19 protein-coding genes are annotated in these 19,092 nt (G+C 36.4%); 14 read left to right on the forward strand and 5 right to left on the reverse strand.

The genetic code is table 11. The features are described 5' to 3' along the window. Nucleotides 1-143: 143 nt before the first annotated feature. The 4 genes from ACE1OF_RS07015 to ACE1OF_RS07030 all read left to right on the forward strand — a co-directional run bounded on the left by ACE1OF_RS07015 (nucleotide 144) and on the right by ACE1OF_RS07030 (nucleotide 3,993). Nucleotides 144-491: a PepSY domain-containing protein gene (locus ACE1OF_RS07015; protein ID WP_448893554.1), complete on the forward strand. Its 348-nt coding sequence runs from the start codon at nucleotides 144-146 to the stop codon at nucleotides 489-491. Nucleotides 492-493: 2 nt separating this feature from the next. Further along, nucleotides 494-1,171, forward strand: coding sequence for a response regulator transcription factor (locus ACE1OF_RS07020; RefSeq protein ID WP_448893555.1), 678 nt, complete (start codon nucleotides 494-496; stop codon nucleotides 1,169-1,171). A gap of 41 nt (nucleotides 1,172-1,212) precedes the next feature. Beyond that, nucleotides 1,213-2,526 (forward strand): ATP-binding protein, encoded by a 1,314-nt coding sequence (locus tag ACE1OF_RS07025; RefSeq protein WP_448893556.1) that lies wholly within the window; start codon nucleotides 1,213-1,215, stop codon nucleotides 2,524-2,526. Nucleotides 2,527-2,784: 258 nt separating this feature from the next. Then, nucleotides 2,785-3,993, forward strand: a complete 1,209-nt coding sequence (locus ACE1OF_RS07030; protein ID WP_448893557.1) for a DUF3300 domain-containing protein — start codon at nucleotides 2,785-2,787, stop codon at nucleotides 3,991-3,993. A gap of 22 nt (nucleotides 3,994-4,015) precedes the next feature. Here the strand turns inward: ACE1OF_RS07030 and ACE1OF_RS07035 are convergent, their stop codons facing one another. Then, on the reverse strand, nucleotides 4,016-4,486 hold the full coding sequence (locus tag ACE1OF_RS07035) for an Lrp/AsnC family transcriptional regulator (protein ID WP_448893559.1): 471 nt from the start codon (nucleotides 4,484-4,486) through the stop codon (nucleotides 4,016-4,018). A gap of 274 nt (nucleotides 4,487-4,760) precedes the next feature. On the opposite strand from ACE1OF_RS07035, the gene nhaA reads away from it, so the two are divergent. From nhaA to ACE1OF_RS07080, 9 genes are all read left to right on the forward strand, one after another. Next, the gene (nhaA, locus tag ACE1OF_RS07040; protein ID WP_448893561.1) at nucleotides 4,761-5,927 is read left to right on the forward strand and encodes a Na+/H+ antiporter NhaA; all 1,167 of its coding nucleotides are present in this window, start codon (nucleotides 4,761-4,763) and stop codon (nucleotides 5,925-5,927) included. A 136-nt stretch (nucleotides 5,928-6,063) separates the two neighbouring features. Then, nucleotides 6,064-6,618 (forward strand): elongation factor P hydroxylase, encoded by a 555-nt coding sequence (locus ACE1OF_RS07045; protein ID WP_448893562.1) that lies wholly within the window; start codon nucleotides 6,064-6,066, stop codon nucleotides 6,616-6,618. Beyond that, nucleotides 6,603-7,793, forward strand: coding sequence for an ATP-NAD kinase family protein (locus ACE1OF_RS07050; RefSeq protein WP_448893652.1), 1,191 nt, complete (start codon nucleotides 6,603-6,605; stop codon nucleotides 7,791-7,793). Before ACE1OF_RS07045 ends, ACE1OF_RS07050 begins: the two co-directional genes overlap by 16 nt. Before the next feature lie 42 nt (nucleotides 7,794-7,835). Then, a complete protein-coding gene (gene recR, locus ACE1OF_RS07055) occupies nucleotides 7,836-8,438 on the forward strand; it encodes a recombination mediator RecR (protein WP_448893563.1) in 603 nt (200 codons plus the stop codon). A gap of 292 nt (nucleotides 8,439-8,730) precedes the next feature. Next, on the forward strand, nucleotides 8,731-9,564 hold the full coding sequence (locus ACE1OF_RS07060) for a hypothetical protein (RefSeq protein WP_448893564.1): 834 nt from the start codon (nucleotides 8,731-8,733) through the stop codon (nucleotides 9,562-9,564). Further along, entirely contained in the window at nucleotides 9,561-10,145 is a 585-nt protein-coding gene (locus tag ACE1OF_RS07065) for a hypothetical protein (protein WP_448893565.1), read from the forward strand. Before ACE1OF_RS07060 ends, ACE1OF_RS07065 begins: the two co-directional genes overlap by 4 nt. A 758-nt stretch (nucleotides 10,146-10,903) precedes the next feature. Then, on the forward strand, nucleotides 10,904-12,865 hold the full coding sequence (gene htpG, locus ACE1OF_RS07070) for a molecular chaperone HtpG (protein ID WP_448893566.1): 1,962 nt from the start codon (nucleotides 10,904-10,906) through the stop codon (nucleotides 12,863-12,865). Nucleotides 12,866-13,113: 248 nt separating this feature from the next. Continuing rightward, the gene (adk, locus tag ACE1OF_RS07075; RefSeq protein ID WP_448893567.1) at nucleotides 13,114-13,758 is read left to right on the forward strand and encodes an adenylate kinase; all 645 of its coding nucleotides are present in this window, start codon (nucleotides 13,114-13,116) and stop codon (nucleotides 13,756-13,758) included. Nucleotides 13,759-13,872: 114 nt separating this feature from the next. Next, nucleotides 13,873-14,268 carry an MAPEG family protein gene (locus ACE1OF_RS07080; protein WP_448893568.1) on the forward strand — a complete coding sequence of 132 codons (396 nt, stop codon included), beginning with the start codon at nucleotides 13,873-13,875 and terminating at the stop codon, nucleotides 14,266-14,268. A gap of 14 nt (nucleotides 14,269-14,282) precedes the next feature. Here ACE1OF_RS07080 and ACE1OF_RS07085 read toward each other — a convergent pair whose 3' ends face one another. The 4 genes from ACE1OF_RS07085 to argJ form a co-directional block, all read right to left on the reverse strand. Next, a complete protein-coding gene (locus ACE1OF_RS07085; RefSeq protein ID WP_448893569.1) occupies nucleotides 14,283-14,792 on the reverse strand; it encodes a GNAT family N-acetyltransferase in 510 nt (169 codons plus the stop codon). A 129-nt stretch (nucleotides 14,793-14,921) separates the two neighbouring features. Continuing rightward, nucleotides 14,922-15,542 carry a bifunctional phosphoribosyl-AMP cyclohydrolase/phosphoribosyl-ATP diphosphatase HisIE gene (gene hisIE, locus ACE1OF_RS07090; protein ID WP_448893570.1) on the reverse strand — a complete coding sequence of 207 codons (621 nt, stop codon included), beginning with the start codon at nucleotides 15,540-15,542 and terminating at the stop codon, nucleotides 14,922-14,924. Beyond that, entirely contained in the window at nucleotides 15,536-16,312 is a 777-nt protein-coding gene (hisF, locus tag ACE1OF_RS07095; protein WP_448893571.1) for an imidazole glycerol phosphate synthase subunit HisF, read from the reverse strand. Before hisF ends, hisIE begins: the two co-directional genes overlap by 7 nt. A 559-nt stretch (nucleotides 16,313-16,871) precedes the next feature. After that, a complete protein-coding gene (gene argJ / locus ACE1OF_RS07100; protein WP_448893572.1) occupies nucleotides 16,872-18,131 on the reverse strand; it encodes a bifunctional glutamate N-acetyltransferase/amino-acid acetyltransferase ArgJ in 1,260 nt (419 codons plus the stop codon). Nucleotides 18,132-18,460: 329 nt separating this feature from the next. On the opposite strand from argJ, the gene upp reads away from it, so the two are divergent. Beyond that, nucleotides 18,461-19,090: a uracil phosphoribosyltransferase gene (gene upp, locus ACE1OF_RS07105; RefSeq protein ID WP_448893573.1), complete on the forward strand. Its 630-nt coding sequence runs from the start codon at nucleotides 18,461-18,463 to the stop codon at nucleotides 19,088-19,090. The last annotated feature ends 2 nt before the right edge of the window (nucleotides 19,091-19,092 follow it).

A 19,092-nucleotide genomic window follows, 5' to 3' on the forward strand; every position in this document is an offset into this window, starting at 1 on the left:
TTCAATCAATGCCTTGCCTACATGGATGTAGGTACTTAGGTTATGTTTGGAACGTATAACCTGTGCCTCTAAGCCTTTTAATTCTCGCTGAGTGGGAAAGAACTTAATCAACTTGGTATTACTTGTGAGTACTTGGAACCATCATGAATTTTGTTCTATATAAGCTTTTACATAAGCATTTACCTAGCATTTTGTTTGGCTTTTTACTTATTAGTGCCACAAATTCTACGAGTGCGTTAGCTCATAATAGTTTTTCACTTAATACCAGTACAATGCAAGTTGCACAACAAGCCCGCCCTCCAGCAAAACAACAGTTGAAGGTACAAAGTAGCCAACAAGCGGCGCAAATGGCTAAGGCTCGCTTAGGTGGAAAAGTCCTTAAAGTACAAAAGCAGAACACGGGTTATCGAGTTAAATTAATTAAGGATAATGGTTATATAGTTTCTGTTTTTGTTGATGCTAGAAGTGGCCGCGTTAGTGGTGGTAAATAATTATGCGCTTATTACTTGTCGAAGATGATATAGATTTACAGCAAAACCTAAATGAGCATTTAATTTCGGCAAACTATGTAGTTGATGTAGCCAGTGATGGCGAAATAGCTTTATTTCAAGGGCAAGAATATCCGTATGACGCTGCAATTATTGATGTAGGCTTACCGCTCATTGATGGCATTAGCGTTATTCGATTATTGCGAGAGAAGAATATCAGTTTTCCTATTTTAGTGTTGACAGCGCGAAATAGCTGGCAAGACAAGGTGGCTGGTTTAGATGCAGGTGCTGATGATTACTTAACCAAGCCTTTTCAAGCTGAAGAGCTGCTTGCACGTTTAAATGCACTAATTCGACGCTCAGTAGGGCAGGCGAGCCCAGTTATAAAAAATGGCCCCCTTTCAATAAATACTAAAAGTTTACAAGTTGAAGTAAATAATCAAAATATAAAATTAAGTAGTTCAGAATATAAACTATTAGAATACATGATATTGCATCTTGATGAGGTAACCTCTAAAGCGACTTTAACTGAGCACATTTATGATCAAGATTTTGATCTTGATTCTAATGTAATTGAAGTATTTATTCGGCGTTTAAGAAAAAAGCTAGATCCTAATAACGAATATGGTTTTATTGAAACACTTCGAGGTCATGGTTATAAATTAAAGCGACTGAACTCCTAATGAACTCGTTAAAAGTTCGCTTACTATTAAGCGCTTTGGTAATGACGTTAGTAATGTTACCTGTTATTGGTTATACGTTAAGTAACGCCTTTGAACGGCAATTGTATTTATCTATTCAAAATGAACTTAACGCATACAGTTACTCAATTTTTACAGTGGCTGAAGTTGAAAATAATCAATTGGTTATGCCTGATGTTTTACTAGAAAATCAGTTTAATGTTAGTCAGTCTGGTTTGTATGCGGTGATTATGCCGTTAATTAAGCCTTCGAGTTTAACGGATAATACAGAACCGCTTAGCCCATTGTGGCAGTCTCAATCTTTGCTTACTTTATCTTTACCTGAGTCATTTCCTACGCCTAAAATAGGAGACACTCATTTTTCAAAAATAGAACTCGCGGGAAATAGTCATTTACTTTACAGTTTTAGTGCTAGTTTTTCTGATAATGGTCAAGCTTTTGCTGTAACACTGCATTTAATTAAAGATCAGAAGCAGTTATTAATTGCCTTAAACGAGTTTAGAAATACCCTTTGGACATGGCTATTTGTGCTTATGATGGTGTTTGTTTTTATACAAATTATAGGCTTGCTCTGGACTTTAAAACCACTAAACAAGTTAACCCATGAGTTAGAGCAAATAGAAAAAGGCCAAAAAAAAGCATTAGATGCTAACTATCCTCTTGAATTACATCAAGTCACTCAGCAAGTAAATATCTTGTTAGTAACCGAAGAAAACCAACGAAAACGTTATCGTAATGCCTTAGCTGATTTAGCCCACAGTTTAAAAACGCCACTTGCGGTGATGCACAGTCAAACTGATGTCTCATCAAGTGCAAGTCAACAATTACAACGTATAGATCAAATTATTGAACATCAATTAAAAAGAGCGCAAACGGCAGGCCAGTTTTCATGGCATTTAGGAGTTCAAATATTACCTGTTGTAGAGAAGCTAATTAAAACATTAGCCAAAATATACCAAGAAAATAACTTGTCTTTTGCTGTTGAGATAGACAAAAAGGCCGTTTTTAAAGGTGATGAAGCTGATTTGATGGAGATTTTAGGGAATATTTTAGACAATGCCTGTAAAGCAGCTAAACACAATATTGCCATAAAAGCTGTTTATACAAATCAAAAATTAACCATTGAGATTTCTGATGATGGTAAGGGCATTGATGAATCTCAACAGGCCGTTATTTTATCTAGGGGCGGTAGGGCTGATACCTATCAAGTTGGTCATGGTATTGGTTTGGCGATTGTTAATGATTTAGTGAAGAGTTATCAAGGCCTACTTTGTATTAGTAATTCACACATACTTTCAGGGGCTACTTTTACCCTCATTTTTGACTTCTCTAGTTAACTGCTTTGTTTATTATTTAGAATATCGAGCGTCTTAGAACGACAAAAAGGGCAATAAATTACCCTCTATCTATATAATTATCAGTAAATTAGTCATTCTCCAATGCGAATTCAAATACAGATTTCAACGTAGGTTAGACTTCAGTCTGATAAAAAGGGAACCAAACTTCTTTCTTATTATGTCATTCAGCTTATGTTCAGTTTAGCCTTGTTATCCTTATTACATATCATAAGAACCAGTATTAAGAAAAGGATAATAATGATGAAAAAGTTAATTCTATTATGTAGTGTTTTACTCACGCTGCAGACGAGTTTTTCTGTCATGGCACAACAAGCCTACCTTAATACAGAATCAAGCAAGCAACAAGCAGAACAGCTGAGTGATGCAGAGCTTGCGCAAATGCTGGCCCCTATTGCTTTATACCCAGATAGCTTATTAACGCATATTTTGATTGCTTCAACGTACCCTATTGAAATAATAGAAGCGCACCGATGGCTGAAAAATAATGCTTCTCTTAATACCAAGCAGATTGCAAAAGCAATTGAAGATTTTGACTGGGATGCCAGTGTTAAAGCCTTGGTGCCATTTGAACAAATTTTATCTCGGTTAAGTGATGATTTAAGTTGGATGCAGCAACTCGGTGATACTTTTTTGGAAGATGAAAGTAGAGTGTTAGCGAGTATACAATCGTTAAGGTATGAAGCAAAACATGCGGGAAACTTAAGTAAAATGGCTAACATGGATGTGAGTTATGATGATAATAATATTGTGATTGAGTCGAAAGAACGAGAAGTTGTTTATGTACCATACTATGATACACGCATGGTATATGGTATTTGGCGTTGGTCGTCGTATCCTCCTGTTTACTGGACACCATCCCATCGTGTTTATGTGAACCACCATAACCCCTTTCATTGGCATTCAGGTATTTATATTTCATTTAACTATTTTTTTAGTACATTTCATTGGCATAAGCGTCACATTATGGTGGTTAATCCACGCAAAACACATCATTACCGTGCTCGTAAGTTAATTACTCACGGTGGTTATGCTAAGGTTTGGTTACATAAACCTGTACACAGAAGAGGTGTATCATATAAAAACAAGATTATTCGAGAAAAATTTCACAATAAATCTTCGATAAAACATCGGGCTGTAAAAAAGCACGGAGCCGTAATAAATAGCAACCATGTAAATAGAAAGCATGTAAAAGAGTTTAAAACTACACGAGCAGTGCACCCTGTATCGCGAGATGTATCAAAAAAAGTAGCACAACCCGCTTTAAACATTGCGACAGGTAAATTGAATCCACATTCGTCAATGAAAAAGCGAAATATTAAGCATAATACTAGCAACAAACGCCTTAACAGTGCAGTGTCTAAATCACCGAGAGGGATCTCAACTAAACAACGTAACCAAGTTGTTGTGAACAGAAACCATGAATTTAGAAAAAAACAAAACTATTAAATAGGGGGGAAACTGAAGTATTTTATTCTTTTTGAAAATTAGGTAGCACACCACTACGGCTATGTTCAAATACAAGTGATGTTTCTACGGTTGTTACTTCATCACGAGAAGTGATTTGTTTGAAAACAAACTGACGTAAGTGTTCACTATCTTGTACCGACATGTGTACGTAGTAATCATAACTGCCACCCATATGATAAAGATTTAATATTTCAGGAAACTGTAATAAATCATCGCGAAATTGATTTACTATTTCTTCTGAATAAGGCTGTAAACGAATGGCCGCAATCGCTTCAATATTTCCGCCAATAGTATTTAAATTAACGTCAATAAATGCTCCCTTGATTACTCTATTTTGTTTTAAGCGTTTTACTCGTTCTAAACAGGTTGAAGGGGCAATACCAATTTTTTCTGCTAACTCTTTATTATTTATGTCGGCATCATTGTACAAAATAGTTAAAATGTGGAGATCTGTATTATCTAGTTTTTTCATTATTAACCTATAATTAAGTTATGATTATTGCTACTAATATTAATTGTGCCATTAATATTATACTTAAACCGCAAAACTACGCTAGTTTAAATCAATAAATCACGTATTAATTTTGTTTTATCTTGTTTTTCCGAATTTTTATCATATATATATGGTGATTCATTAAGTTAAGTTATAATTGACTTTAATAAAAAAGTTGCCTAGCTCTCACGGTTTGACATATTATGTCGCACGGTAAGGCAACTCGTCTCAGTAACGTTATAAAAGGAAAAGAATGACTATATCAACTATCGAAACGTTTTTAAAAAAAGAATCTGCTAGTGGTATTATTTTAATGTTTGCAGCAGTATTCGCCATGATACTCGCAAATTCCCCTTGGGCTAGTTGGTACAATTTATTACTTGATGTTCCCGTTGTTGTTGCAGTAGGCAACTTAGAAATAGCTAAACCACTTCTTTTATGGATTAACGATGGCCTCATGGCATTATTTTTCTTTTTGGTTGGTCTTGAATTAAAACGAGAATTTTTAGAAGGTGATTTATCACAACCAGGGCAAGTAACATTACCAGCAATTGGCGCATTAGGCGGTATGTTAATGCCTGCATTGATTTATGCGGGATTTAATTACAATACCCCAGAAGCACTCAATGGTTGGGCAATACCCACCGCAACAGATATTGCCTTTGCGCTTGGAATACTTGCTATTATTGGCTCGAAAGTACCTTTACAATTAAAAGTGTTTTTAACCTCTTTAGCTATTTTTGATGATTTAGGCGCCATTATTATTATTGCGTTATTTTATACAGATCAATTATCGACATTAGCGCTTATTATTTCAGGCTGTATGCTAACCATTTTATTCGTGTTAAATAAAAAGAACGTAACAAGTACTTCGCCCTATATTTTTATTGGTGTTGTTTTATGGATTGCAGTATTAAAGTCAGGGGTACATGCAACATTAGCAGGCGTAATTCTTGCCTTGTTTATTCCGATTAAAGGGGAAGGTGATGATCCATCCCCCTTGAAGTCGTTAGAGCATAATTTACATTCAACGGTTGCGTTTATTGTATTACCTATTTTTGCTTTTGCTAACGCAGGTATAAGTTTTGTTGATGTAGGTATTACACAGATCATGGCTCCTGTGCCTATTGGTATTATTCTAGGCTTAGTGATCGGTAAGCAATTGGGGGTTTTTGGTTTTTGTTTTATTGCGATAAAGTTAGGTTTTGCTAAGTTACCAGCCAATGTTAACTGGACACTACTCTATGGTGTAGCATTGTTGTGTGGTGTTGGTTTTACAATGAGTTTATTTATTGGTTCACTGGCCTTTGAGCAAACGAGTAACAGTGTGTTATACCAAGATAGACTAGGCATAGTTATTGGGTCTTTAATTTCTGGCATATTAGGATATTTGGTGATTAACCGTGCACTGAAAAAATAAATTTAGGATTATTGAAATGTAATTTCTCATTATTTTAGCATAAAAAGGTGTACTATTTTCTCATGGTTGCGGGATGAAATAGGCACCTTTTTTCGTTACAATAGCGCAAATTTTTACTTTGTTAATACCATTGGTTATGCGTCATCAGTATCAAGATCTTATTTTGCTTTTCCACGACACTTTTTTCAATGAATACAATACTAAATTGATAAAGGGAAAAGATGAACCAATATACCTACCAGCCAGCGCAGAGCGTTCTTACCACCAAATTATTTTTGCTCATGGTTTTTATGCTAGTGCTTTGCATGAAATTTCTCATTGGTGTCATGCAGGTGAAGCAAGACGTTTATTAGAAGATTTTGGTTATTGGTATATACCAGATGGAAGAAATGAGGAACAACAGAAAAAATTTGAGCAGGTTGAGGTTATTCCGCAAGCGATAGAGTGGGCTTTTAATGTGGCGGTGCAAAAAGAGTTTAATATATCTTCTGATAATATTGAGGGCTTTCAAGCGGATACTCATGGTTTTAAACTGAAAGTTTTTGAACAAGTAAAATTATTTTTACAACAAGGTTTTCCAAAAAGAGCGAATCAGTTTATTGAAGCTTTAGCGACTTTTTATAATACTCCTTTACCTTTAACGCTCGACAATTTTATAAAAAATAAAGAAGACAAATTATGTTCAAATTAGGTTTGGTTATTAACCCTGTAGCTGGTGTTGGTGGTAGTGTTGCGCTAAAGGGTAGTGATGACATGGTAAAGCACGCGTTGGCGTTAGGCGCTGAGCTAAAAGCGAATGAACGCACGCAAACAGCTTTACGTGTTTTATTACCGTACCAAGATGAAATTACAATTTATACTGCCAATAACCAAATGGGTGAACAAGCAGCAAAAGAGTTAGGTTTTTGCGTTGAAGTGATTTATCACACTGACAGTGAACATACCCAAGCAAGTGATACTGAAAAAACATTGTTAGCATTGTTAGCTGAACAGGTAGATGTAATATTATTTGCAGGGGGAGATGGCACCGCGCGTAATATTGCCAGCGTTATCTCGCAAAATACGGTCGATAATGTTCAACAGCGTACGTTTTCTAACGTGCCTGTTTTAGGTATTCCCGCAGGTTGCAAAATTCATTCTGGCGTTTACGCTATTACGCCTACCGCAGCTGGCCGTGTAGTTGAGTTAATGGTGACTAAACAATTGGTTACGTTAACGGAAGGCGATGTTATGGACATTGATGAGTCATTATTTCGTCAGGGTATTGTTAAAGCCAAGCGCTTTGGTGAAATGCAAATTCCCAGTGAGCTTCGTTATGTACAAGCAGTTAAGTCAGGTGGTAAGGAATCTGATGAATTAGTGCTTCAAGACATTAGTGAAGATGTTATCGTTAATATGACAGAGAATGAAAATACTTTGTTTATTATTGGTTCGGGCTCAACCACCCATTTTTTGATGGGTGAATTGGGTTTAGAAAGTACATTGCTAGGGATTGATTTAGTACAAAATCAAAGTTTAGTGGCTAATGATGTAACTGAACAAGCATTGTGGCAGCAACTTAATATGGCTAAAGAAGCCAAATATAATGTTAATTTAGTCATTACGTTAATTGGTGGACAAGGACATATTTTTGGCCGAGGTAATCAGCAATTAAGTCCGAGAATTATTCGCTTTATTATTGAACAAAGCGGCGGCAAAGAAAATATTGTTATTATTGCCACTAAAACAAAATTAAACGCGTTAAATAATAAGCCACTCATATGTGATACTGGTGATAATGAACTAGATCAGTTATTGTCTGGTTTTATGCCAATTACCACAGGTTATAAAGACCAAGTACTTTATCCCGTATCTAGCCCTTTATAACTATCGTTATGTTTAACTTTTAAAAAACAAAAGACCATTTCTATGAAATTTAGCCCTTTGGTGCAAGAACTGATTGATTCGTTAAAATGTTTACCTGGCGTTGGGGCTAAATCGGCTCAGCGCATGGCATTTCAGTTGTTAGAGCGCAATCGCCGCGGAGGTAGTAAGCTTGCTTCAACGTTAGCGAAAGCAATGACTGATATTGGACACTGCCAATCGTGTCGAAATTTTACCGAACAGGACTTATGTGAAATTTGTCAAAGCCCAAAACGAAAAATTGCCACAACGTTATGTGTTGTTGAAAGCCCTGGCGATGTGATTGCTATAGAACAAACAGGGGAGTTCAGCGGAAAATATTTTGTACTGATGGGACACTTATCTCCTATTGACGGCATAGGCCCAGATGATTTAGGTTTAGATATTTTAGAACATCAATTTGCTTCAGGGCAATTTGAAGAAGTGATACTTGCCACTAATCCAACGGTAGAAGGGGAAGCCACGGCGCATTTTATTGCTGAACTGGCGCAAAAATATCAAGTAAATATTTCTCGTATTGCTCATGGTGTTCCTGTTGGTGGAGAACTGGAATATGTTGATGGAAATACCTTGTCTCATGCATTTTCAGGAAGAAAGAATTATTTTTAGACCGCGATTATAATCATAAGAACAAATTGTAGGCGAATTTAGTCGCGCTGAGTAAACTTTTATTTTCTTTTTTTTATATAGGTGATATCTTGGCGAGTAGAATTAATGGTAATTTAATTTTCAAGTTATTAAAAGAAAGAGCCTTTTTGTAATTTTAAAACCAATGTAATAATACTAACAATATGATAAGGAAATCAGCATGTTTACATATGCAAGATCCACCATTGCCGAAAAACAGCGTCATCATCAGATCCACAAGGCAATCAAAAATAACCAGCACACCCTTGTTCAAATGAACAGCCAAGAATTTATCGATTATGTGCTTCACACACTGCGCTTACAAGGTAAAGAACAACAACAAATCGTCGAATGGTTCGAGAATGCGTTTCAAAAAGCAGGTGTGAACCCACAAAGCTGGGAACAATACAAAGCAAGTATTAAAACAGGTACAGGCTTTATTCCATGGGGAGTCGATGTGGTGGGACTTGGCGCTATTGCGTTAGAAATGAAACGCGACGGAAACACCTTCTCCAAATATTACGTTAAAACTTATAATGGTAAGCCCAACGTGGTGTTTAAAGGTTATTCAGGATTTCGTAAACATTTAACTGGTACCAAATACCTAGCAAGTAACCCAAAAGTGGTGTCATTCGGAATAGGTAAACTCGGTGTTGCTAAATCCATTAAAACCGGTTTTGTAGTAACAGTGATTATTTCTGCGACCTTTCATGCTTTTGAACAAATGCTAAACGACCAAGCCACTTGGCATGATTTTGTTGGTGGTATGGCGGTTGATGTTGGTATCGCCGCAGCGGCTTCAGGCATTGCTTGGGGTGCTGTAGCCACTTATATTGGTGGTACTGTGGCAATGGCTGCGGTGGGGCCGATGTTAGCGGTAGTTGTAGTGGGCGCTGCATTGATGATGCTCACGACCGCATTTGTTGATTCGGATGCATTGTCTAAAAATCTTTCGGATAGTTTACGTGAAGCTGAGCAACAGTTTAAACAAGGCTTATTAAACGTACAGTATGAAATTAATCGGGTAGAGCGTATGTTTGATGCCGACCCCATCGGTTTTATACATCGTTTATTCGGTATTCCGTATTTTGGAACTCAGTTTCGATGAAAGACGCAATAGAGGTTTGTTCTAAGCCTATATCCCCCTTACAAGGGGGGGTATTTATTACGTTATTATTAGGGGGCGTGTTTGCATTAGTGATGACGGCTTTGAATGAGTTTGCCATGCTGGAACGTATTAAAGAGGGGGTAGCGTTAGTGAAAGTGCGCAATGTTGTGCTTCCTTTATTAAGTATGATTCCGGCATTTTTGGTATTAGCGTGGGGGATTGTGCATCAAGTGAAACAAACTATGACCGTTGAAAAGCAAAAAAAAGGCTTGGTTTTCATTGGGAGCAGCTTTCCTATCTTTCTTTTGGTATGGCTCATTTATAATACCCAAGTGATGGGCTGGCTAGAATCACAAGGCTATTCTCAATGCACTTGGTACTCAGGTGCATCAATGGGGGCTGCGAAAGTGATGGTGAGTAAGCGTGAATTTTGTATTAAAGAAGGCTATCAAGTTCGTATTGACTTACTCGACTGGTTTGAAGCACAGCACCAATCAGGGCAGAAAACCACAGTGAAACAGGCTCGAAATAAACAGTCTGAACTATTAGCTAAACATAAAGCCCGGTTTGATTTGTTGTAAAGTATCAATATTCATTAACTTTCATTCCTTTTTCGTTCTTCCTTCGAGTGTGAGCTAGCTTTATGTCATTTTAAATAAGACTTTAAATTATTATGATAGAAGAATTAAACTCGTGCTTAAACATGAGGTTAATTCTGCGACTAAAGCGTTGGTATGACGCCTCACGTCAAGTTAAATGCTCTGATCTATGCTCAATAAATCAGAGCCATATTGTTCACTTCTCAATTATGTGAGTTAACGCATTAGATGGAGTAAGTAAATTTGTCGGTTATCATGCTGATATACGTGGATTATTAAGCTGTTAGCTAACAGCGTCTACCTTATTTATTCGGTCGTGACACCTATTCGGGTGTTGGACAAGTCCTGAGTCTGCTTTATATAATATAGTAAATAGGGGGAAGGAGTTACGATCAATTGCTTGATCGCAAGGTGCACAAAGCTAAGGTGTAAAATAGTTTGGTTTTTCGCCTGTTAATGCATTTTCAGAAAAAACTACTTTTAATACGCCTTCCTGTGTTGTTAGTAAGTATTAAGTGATTAATTGAAATGTTTAAATATATATGATTTATTGATTATAAAAAACTCAGATTATTTGAATTTTTTTATCTAAAGTTCATCCTTCCCCTTGAAAAAAGTTAAACCAGCCTCAGATATGTAGCAACTAATGTTCTCTGTTTGAATCACTTTGCTTCAAGTCAAGTTAGGGAATAATTATCAAATCAGTTATCACATTGTAAAAACAAGTAGGAATTAATCACATGACAATTGAAAAAGAACCAGTAAATCATAAGTTTGCGTCAGATAACGCTAAGATACTTCAACTAATGATCCACAGTCTTTATTCTAATAAAGAAATTTTCTTACGTGAATTAGTATCAAATGCAGCCGACGCTTCAGACAAACTACGTTTTAAAGGTTTATCTAATGCTGATTTATTTGAAGGCGATGGTGAATTACGAGTTCGTGTAAGTTGTGATAAAGAAAACAACACAGTCACGATTTCTGATAACGGCATTGGTATGAACCTTGATGAAGTTATTGAACATTTAGGTACTATTGCAAAATCAGGTACGGCTGAATTTTTCTCACAATTATCAGGTGACCAAGCGGCTGATTCACAATTAATTGGCCAATTTGGTGTTGGATTTTACTCTGCCTTTATCGTTGCAGATAAAGTCACTGTTCGTACTCGTCGTGCAGGTGATGATGCCTCTGAAGGTGTTGAATGGGTAAGTGGTGGTGAAGGTGAATTTACTACGGCAAAAATCAATAAGTCAAATCGTGGTACTGATATTATTCTTCATTTAAAAGAAGATGAGAGTGAGTTTGCTGATGAATGGCGATTAAAGTCAATTGTGACTAAATACTCTGATCACATTTCTGTTTCTGTAGAAATGCTAACACCTGAAGTGCCTGCCGTTGAAGCGGTTGCTGAAGTGAAAGATGATGAAGGTAATGTTACTACGCCTGCAGTAGAAGCACGAGATGCTATTCCTGCAAAATGGGAGGCTATTAATAAAGCTACTGCATTATGGACTCGTGAAAAAGCTGATATTTCTGATGAGGAATACAACGAATTTTACAAGCATGTATCACATGACTTTGGCGACCCTTTATTATGGGAACACAATAAAGTAGAAGGAAAAACTGAATATACTTCACTTCTTTATGTGCCAGCTAAAGCGCCATTTGACATGTACAACCGTGAAAAACAACATGGCTTAAAACTGTATGTACAACGCGTTTTTATTATGGATGACGCTGAGCAATTTATGCCAACGTATTTACGTTTTGTGAAAGGTTTACTTGATTCAAATGACTTACCGTTAAACGTTTCGCGTGAGATTTTACAAGATAACAAAATTACCCAAGCTATTCGTAAAGGTTGTACTAAACGTGTGTTGAAAATGCTTGAAAAGTTAGGCAAAAATGATGCTGAAAAATATCAAGGTTTTTGGGATGAGTTTGGACAAGTGCTAAAAGAAGGCCCAGCTGAAGATATTTCAAATAAAGAACAAATTGCAGGTTTACTACGTTTTGCTTCAACCAATGAAGATAATGCTGTGCAAAATGTTTCTTTAGCTTCTTATGTTGAACGTATGAAAGAAGGCCAAGACAAGATTTATTATGTGGTTGCTGATAGCTTTGAAGCCGCTAAAAATAGCCCTCATTTAGAAGTTTTCCGTAAAAAAGGTATTGAAGTATTACTCATGTCTGACCGTATTGATGAATGGTTAGTTAGCCACTTAAATGAATTTGATGGCAAGCAATTGCAATCTGTTACACGTGGTGGTTTAGACCTAGGTGATATGGACGATGCGGAAACAAAAGAAGCACAAGAAAAACTTGAGAAAGAGTTCGACAGTGTTGTTGTACGAATTAAAGATGCGCTTAAAGGTAAAGTGAAAGATGTTAAACTTTCTCAACGTTTAACCGATTCACCTGCATGTATTGTAGCTGACGAACATGACATGAGTAGCCAAATGGCGAAACTAATGGCATCTGTTGGTCAAGAAGTGCCAGAAACACTGCCTATATTCGAAATAAACGGTGAGCATGAGTTAGTTAAGCATGTGGCTGATGAACAAGACGATGATAAATTTAATCAGTGGGTTGAAGTATTGTTTGAACAAGCCATGTTAGCTGAGCGCGGTAGTTTGAAAGACCCTGCTAGCTTTGTGTCTCGTTTGAATAAATTAATGCTAAGTTTAACTAAGTAAGTTTGTACTGGTAAAACAGTATACTTTAGTCTGAAAAAGGGGCAATTCTCTGTCAATGAATGCTCCTTTTTTGTATGCTAAGCTTGTTTGATTCTGGGCTAACTTGTATAGTGTTTGCCCCAACAAATAGAATAGCTAAGAATTATTACATTAGTGTGATCAATTTACCCTTTTTAGCGAAGGATAGGTAGTTGTATTAATGTAATTATTTTTATTTAAACACAATTATCACTTAAGGGTTAGTTTATATGCGTATTGTACTTCTTGGTGCTCCTGGTGCGGGCAAAGGCACACAAGCTCAGTTTTTAATGGCCAAATTTGGTATCCCTCAAATTTCAACTGGTGACATGCTTCGCGCTGCCATTTCAGCGGGCACTGAATTAGGTAAACAAGCAAAAGCTGTGATGGATGCTGGTCAACTAGTCTCTGATGAACTTATTATTGGTTTAGTAAAAGAACGTATTACCCAAGATGATTGTAAAGCTGGTTTCTTACTTGACGGTTTTCCACGTACTATCCCACAAGCTAATGCGATGAAAGAAAATGGTATCAATGTTGATCATGTGCTTGAATTTGATGTGCCTGATGAAGTTATTGTTGAGCGTATGGCTGGTCGACGCGTACATTCAGGTTCTGGTCGTGTTTATCACCTTGTTTATAATCCACCAAAAGTGGAAGGCAAAGATGATGTGACAGGCGATGATTTGTCTATTCGTCCAGATGATGAAGAATCAACAGTACGTAAACGTTTAGCTATTTATCATGAGCAAACTAAGCCGCTAGTAGATTTTTATCAAGCTGAAGCTGAATCAGGCAACTGCCAATATTTAACCATTGATGGTACTCAAGCGGTTGAAGCGGTTAATGCCTTATTATCTGCACAACTCGCTTAATTTTTTACGTTAAGCAAAATAACGAATAAAAACTCGCTGCGGCGAGTTTTTTGTTATATAAAGGAAAACACACTTCATTTTATTACCCCTGCTATTGTTGGGGGAAGGCGAATTATGGATATTAATATTACTATTACGGCGTTTTATGCCAGTTTACTTACGCTGCTTTATATTGGCTTGTCTATTAACATTATTCGACTAAGATTTAAGCTTAAAGTAGGTTTGGGAGATGGTGGGAAAGAGCCTTTAATTAAAGCGATTAGAATACACGGAAATTTTTCTGAGTACATGCCGCTAGCGCTAATATTATTAGTTGGTTTTGAACTCAGCGGCGCAGATAGTTTTTGGGTACATTTATTTGGTGCGGTTTTATTTGTTGGTAGGGTGCTGCATGCAATAGGTTTAACTCAATCTGTTGGTACTTCAAAGTCAAGAGCCTTCGGTATGCTTTCTATGTTTTTGGTTTTAATTTTGTTAGCTGTAGCAAATATTTATGCCTTTATTTTTTAAACTGTGTATGCCATTTAAATAGCGATATTTTTGATCATAGCAACATGGGGAATATTATCTTCAAGATACATATCAGATACTTGCTCAAAACCATGTTGTTGATAGTAATTAATCAAATGCTCTTGTGCTGAAATTTTAATGCTTTGATTAGAAAAATATTGCTGGCATAAATTTAGTGCTTCACACATTAATTGATGGCCTAGGCCTGATCTTCTTGCCTGTTTTGCAATAGCGACACGGCCTATGCTTATATAATTATCATAACTTTGCCCTTTAGGTAATATCCGTAAATAGGCAATAAGTTTATTGTTTTGATACCCTAAAACGTGCAGGGTATCTGGGTGTCTGTCTAACTGATTTGGCTCACTATCTAAATCAGGGTAATAGCACGTTTGCTCAACAACAAATACATCAATACGTAATTTTAATAAATCATACAATTGATCAAGTGATAACTCATCAAAGTGTTTAACTTGCCAAGTTGTTTTTATGTTTTCTAAGTTGTTCAAGTTATGTAAGTTCATGTATCTAGTTCAAGCGTAAGGTTTAGTTTTATATAAGCATTAATGACAAAAATGCATCGATGTTAGTTATAACAAGGATGCATTCAGTTATCAAAAAGATTCAAATCAATTGTGATTGTGTTTCAGGTGTTATTTTTTATGGCGATCTTGAAGAACTGTCATCACTTCACTTAAGTCAATTTTTTGATCTGCAAGTAAAACAAGCGTGTGATAGAACAAATCTGCACATTCCCCTAATAAGTCTTCTTTCGTTTCAGCAACGGCAGCTAAGGCAACTTCAACGCCTTCTTCTCCTACTTTTTGAGCCATTTTAGTTGTGCCACGTGAGAATAAATGAGCCGTGTAGCTTTCGTTAGGATCATCGTCTTTTCTGCTAGCAATCACTTGCTCTAGTTGGCTTAAAAAATTCTGATTGGTTAGCTTTTGTTCAGGGAAACAAGACTCAGTGCCTAAATGGCATGTAGGGCCTGTAGGCATGCAAGCAATTAATAAACTATCTTGGTCGCAATCAGTAAGGACTTGTTTTACATGTAAATAATTGCCAGAAGTTTCGCCTTTTACCCATAACGCTTGTTTTGAGCGGCTATAAAAGGTTGCTTTTTCTGATGCTAACGTTTCTGTTAATGATGCTTGGTTCATATAACCTTGCATTAAAACTGCACCAGTAGCGGCATGTTGAATAATAGCAGGAATAAGGTTATCCATTTTTCCCCATGCTAATTCATTGATATTATCTTTGTTTACTAACATGGTCTTACCTCAATGCTTTGTGATCTTAAATAGGTTTTTAGTTCGTCTATTGGAATGATGCCTTTATGAAATACCGAAGCAGCAAGTGCGCCATCAACATCGGCTTGTTGATAAACTTGAGCAAAATGTTCAATAGTGCCCGCACCACCTGAAGCAATTAATGGCACATTACATACAGCTCTTGCTTGTTTTAATTGTTCAATATCGTACCCTTGACGTACACCATCTTGGTTCATACAGTTAAGCACTATTTCGCCAGCGCCTAAACTAACGACTTTTTTTATCCAGTCAAAAGTAGTCCAGCTTGTTTTTTGAGTACGGTTTTCATCACCTGTAAATTGGTAAACTTGGTATTGCTGTGTTTCTTTGTCATAAAAACTATCAATACCAACTACAACACACTGTTGGCCAAAATGATCAGCAAGGCGTGAAATAAGTGTAGGGTCACGCAGGGCAGGCGAGTTAATACTAATTTTGTCTGCACCCATCATGAGAATTTCTTTTGCGTCATTTTCACTTTTAATGCCACCAGCGACACAAAAAGGAATATCAATGACTTGGGCAATACGGCTAACCCAGCTTTTATCAACAACACGACCATCAGAGCTGGCGGTAATATCATAAAAAACCAGTTCATCTGCGCCTGCTTCGGCATATTTTTGAGCCAATGGCACTATGTCACCAATAATTTCATGATTTCTAAATTGTACACCTTTGACAACTTTACCATCACGTACGTCTAAACAAGGAATTATGCGCTTTGCTAACATGGTGCCACCACAGGGTTAATTGTTTGATTTTTAATATTTAAAAGTTTTTTTTCTTCGTATTTTTTATTTCGTAGGAGACGCATAAGATACACTTGGTATATTGTTGTTCTAATAAAAGAATAGTTATTTAATGAGTGAATACTGATGCATTGTTATGCACTTAATTCTTGGGTGTAAATATACATTAATTTTAAAGCGTTGTTAATCTCGGTGTTAGATTATTAGCTGATTAACTAGAATTCTATTGTTAATTGATAAATTAGGAAGAAATATTGCGTTTATTTGTGGTTTATAGAGTAACGAAATTCAGTTAATAACAGGTGGTGGTGATTATGCTATTGTAACAATCTCACTAACAATGTGATCATTTCTACTTATTAAAATCTTCAACGACATCATTATTTAATAATTATAACAATTAGTTATTGAAGTGAATTCCTTGTTTTTGGCAATTTGTCTACGTATAAAATAGAACACTCACAAATGATGAAAGGTAAGATACTTATTCATTTGCAAGTGTTGGAGTTAAATAGTTTATGAAACAAATATTAGAAGGGGCTTAGGTTCTATATTCAGCATTAATTTTGACGTAATCATAACTAAAATCACAGGTCCAAATGGTTGCTTTTTCATTGCCTCTGTTCAGTTGCACTGTGATGTCAATTTCAGCTTCGTTCATGATAGCTTGAGCTTTTTTTTCAATATAACTTGCCGCAAGTCCGCCTTTTTCAGCAACTAATAAATTGCCAAAATAAAGTGATAATTGTGTGGTGTCTAAATCATTCAACGAGTGACATTCTCTAGAGGCATAGCCAATAGCCGCAAGTACTCGACCTAAATTAGGGTCAGAAGCAAACATGGCTGTTTTCACAAGAGGGCTCTTAGCAATGGAATAACCAATAGTTTTAGCCTCATCTGTGGTTAATGCGCCTTTTACAGTGACAGTGATAAATTTGGTTGCTCCTTCTCCGTCACGAACAATCGCTTTTGCTAAATACTGTGCGGTTTCAAGTAATGCATTAAATATTGCCTTAAAACCTTTATCGTCACGGCTCGTAATAGCTGAAGCGTTACTTTTTCCTGTGGCTATAACAATAAACGAGTCATTTGTTGAGGTGTCACCATCAACTGAAATACAGTTAAACGAGAGGTCTGCAATTTCTTTGGTGATACTATCTAATAATGGTTGCGATATAGCGGCATCGGTTGCTACATATCCTAACATGGTCGCCATGTTGGGATGTATCATGCCTGAACCTTTGGATATACCTGTGATATTGATGTTTTCTTGACCTACTTTTACTTGAGTGGCGTAAGCTTTAGGCACTATGTCTGTCGTCATAATCGTTGAAGCTGCGTCAGCCCAGTTGTCACTAGCTAAGTTAGCAACGGCACTTGGCAGTCCAGCTAAAATTTTACTCATTGGTAGGAGTTCTAAAATGACCCCCGTTGAAAAGGGCAATATAGACTCTACAGGGATGGTCATAATTTCAGCTAAATGTTCACAGGTGGTTAGTGCATCTAACATACCTTGCTCACCAGTACCTGCATTGGCATTACCTGTATTGATTACTAATGCTTTTATACCATTTACATTATTGCTTTTTACTGCATCTAAGTGCTTTTTACACAAAGTAACAGGGGCAGCGCAAAAACGATTTTGAGTAAACACCCCTGACACAGTGCTGCCTTCGGCAATTTCAATAACAAGTAGGTCTTTACGGTTTTGTTTTTTAATATTTGCTTCAGCCCAACCAAGGCGAATACCTTGAATTGGCGTAAGTGAAGCGGGAATAAGTTCAGGTAAATTAACGGGCATATGAGTTATTTAGAATGTAGAAAATTAGGTAAATATTACGCTTTTATGATTTTTTATGCAAAATAATATTAAGAGTAACGTACGATTAAATAACGTTATTAATTACCTTAATAACTTAGCAATTACTCAGCGAATGCTTACATGTGAATGATGCCAATAAAAGGCCTTATTTTCTTCTTAGCGTGTTCTATGTTGATAACCGTCAAACTTTTTGAGGGTTTCTTGATTTAAAATTATTTTTGTTATGCTGTTGAAAGCATCATTCTTTTTTGAGAAATGTTATATTAACGGCAATTTTAGCTAATGTTTAATAAAAAATGAGATCAGTTATGAAAGTTCATGAAATAAAACACCCTTTAGTACAACACAAACTTGGATTAATGCGTGCTAATGGTATTAGTACCAAAAATTTTAGAGAGCTTTGCGGTGAAGTCGGTGCATTACTAACCTATGAAGCTACCCGAAACTTAGCCACTGAACAAATTACGATTGAAGGTTGGGAAGGTAATGATATAGAAGTTGAAAATATCAAAGGTAAAAAAATTACTATTGTGCCTATTTTACGTGCAGGTTTAGGTATGTTAGATGGAGTAATTCCTTTGATTCCTAGTGCAAAAATTAGTGTGGTTGGGTTATATCGTGATGAAGAAACGCTAGAAGCTGTTCCTTATTTTGACAAAGTAGTTAGTGATATAGAGCAAAGAACTGCATTAATTGTTGACCCTATGTTGGCAACAGGCGGAACATTGATTGCAACGATTGATTTACTAAAATCAAAGGGGTGTAAGGATATTATGGGCTTGTTTTTGGTGGCTTCACCAGAAGGAATAGAAAAACTTAAGGAAGCACATGATGATGTTGATATTTATGTAGCATCTGTAGATGATCACCTTAACGATAAAGGGTATATAGTGCCTGGATTGGGTGATGCTGGCGATAAAATATTTGGAACTAAATAAAA

It is taken from the genome of Colwellia sp. E150_009 (assembly GCF_053543955.1).

Bases quoted from the DNA above. Each gene is read 5' to 3' on its own strand.
- ACE1OF_RS07025 (WP_448893556.1), top strand. From the start codon at position 1,213: ATGACGTTAGTAATGTTACCTGTTATTGGTTATACGTTAAGTAACGCC.
- ACE1OF_RS07035 (WP_448893559.1), bottom strand. From the start codon at position 4,486: ATGAAAAAACTAGATAATACAGATCTCCACATTTTAACTATTTTGTAC.
- upp (WP_448893573.1), top strand. From the start codon at position 18,461: ATGAAAGTTCATGAAATAAAACACCCTTTAGTACAACACAAACTTGGA.
- hisF (WP_448893571.1), bottom strand. From the start codon at position 16,312: ATGTTAGCAAAGCGCATAATTCCTTGTTTAGACGTACGTGATGGTAAA.
- htpG (WP_448893566.1), top strand. From the start codon at position 10,904: ATGACAATTGAAAAAGAACCAGTAAATCATAAGTTTGCGTCAGATAAC.
- nhaA (WP_448893561.1), top strand. From the start codon at position 4,761: ATGACTATATCAACTATCGAAACGTTTTTAAAAAAAGAATCTGCTAGT.
- adk (WP_448893567.1), top strand. From the start codon at position 13,114: ATGCGTATTGTACTTCTTGGTGCTCCTGGTGCGGGCAAAGGCACACAA.
- ACE1OF_RS07080 (WP_448893568.1), top strand. From the start codon at position 13,873: ATGGATATTAATATTACTATTACGGCGTTTTATGCCAGTTTACTTACG.
- ACE1OF_RS07020 (WP_448893555.1), top strand. From the start codon at position 494: ATGCGCTTATTACTTGTCGAAGATGATATAGATTTACAGCAAAACCTA.
- argJ (WP_448893572.1), bottom strand. From the start codon at position 18,131: ATGCCCGTTAATTTACCTGAACTTATTCCCGCTTCACTTACGCCAATT.
- ACE1OF_RS07060 (WP_448893564.1), top strand. From the start codon at position 8,731: ATGAACAGCCAAGAATTTATCGATTATGTGCTTCACACACTGCGCTTA.
- ACE1OF_RS07085 (WP_448893569.1), bottom strand. From the start codon at position 14,792: ATGAACTTACATAACTTGAACAACTTAGAAAACATAAAAACAACTTGG.
- ACE1OF_RS07065 (WP_448893565.1), top strand. From the start codon at position 9,561: ATGAAAGACGCAATAGAGGTTTGTTCTAAGCCTATATCCCCCTTACAA.
- hisIE (WP_448893570.1), bottom strand. From the start codon at position 15,542: ATGTTAGTAAACAAAGATAATATCAATGAATTAGCATGGGGAAAAATG.
- recR (WP_448893563.1), top strand. From the start codon at position 7,836: ATGAAATTTAGCCCTTTGGTGCAAGAACTGATTGATTCGTTAAAATGT.
- ACE1OF_RS07045 (WP_448893562.1), top strand. From the start codon at position 6,064: ATGCGTCATCAGTATCAAGATCTTATTTTGCTTTTCCACGACACTTTT.
- ACE1OF_RS07030 (WP_448893557.1), top strand. From the start codon at position 2,785: ATGATGAAAAAGTTAATTCTATTATGTAGTGTTTTACTCACGCTGCAG.
- ACE1OF_RS07015 (WP_448893554.1), top strand. From the start codon at position 144: ATGAATTTTGTTCTATATAAGCTTTTACATAAGCATTTACCTAGCATT.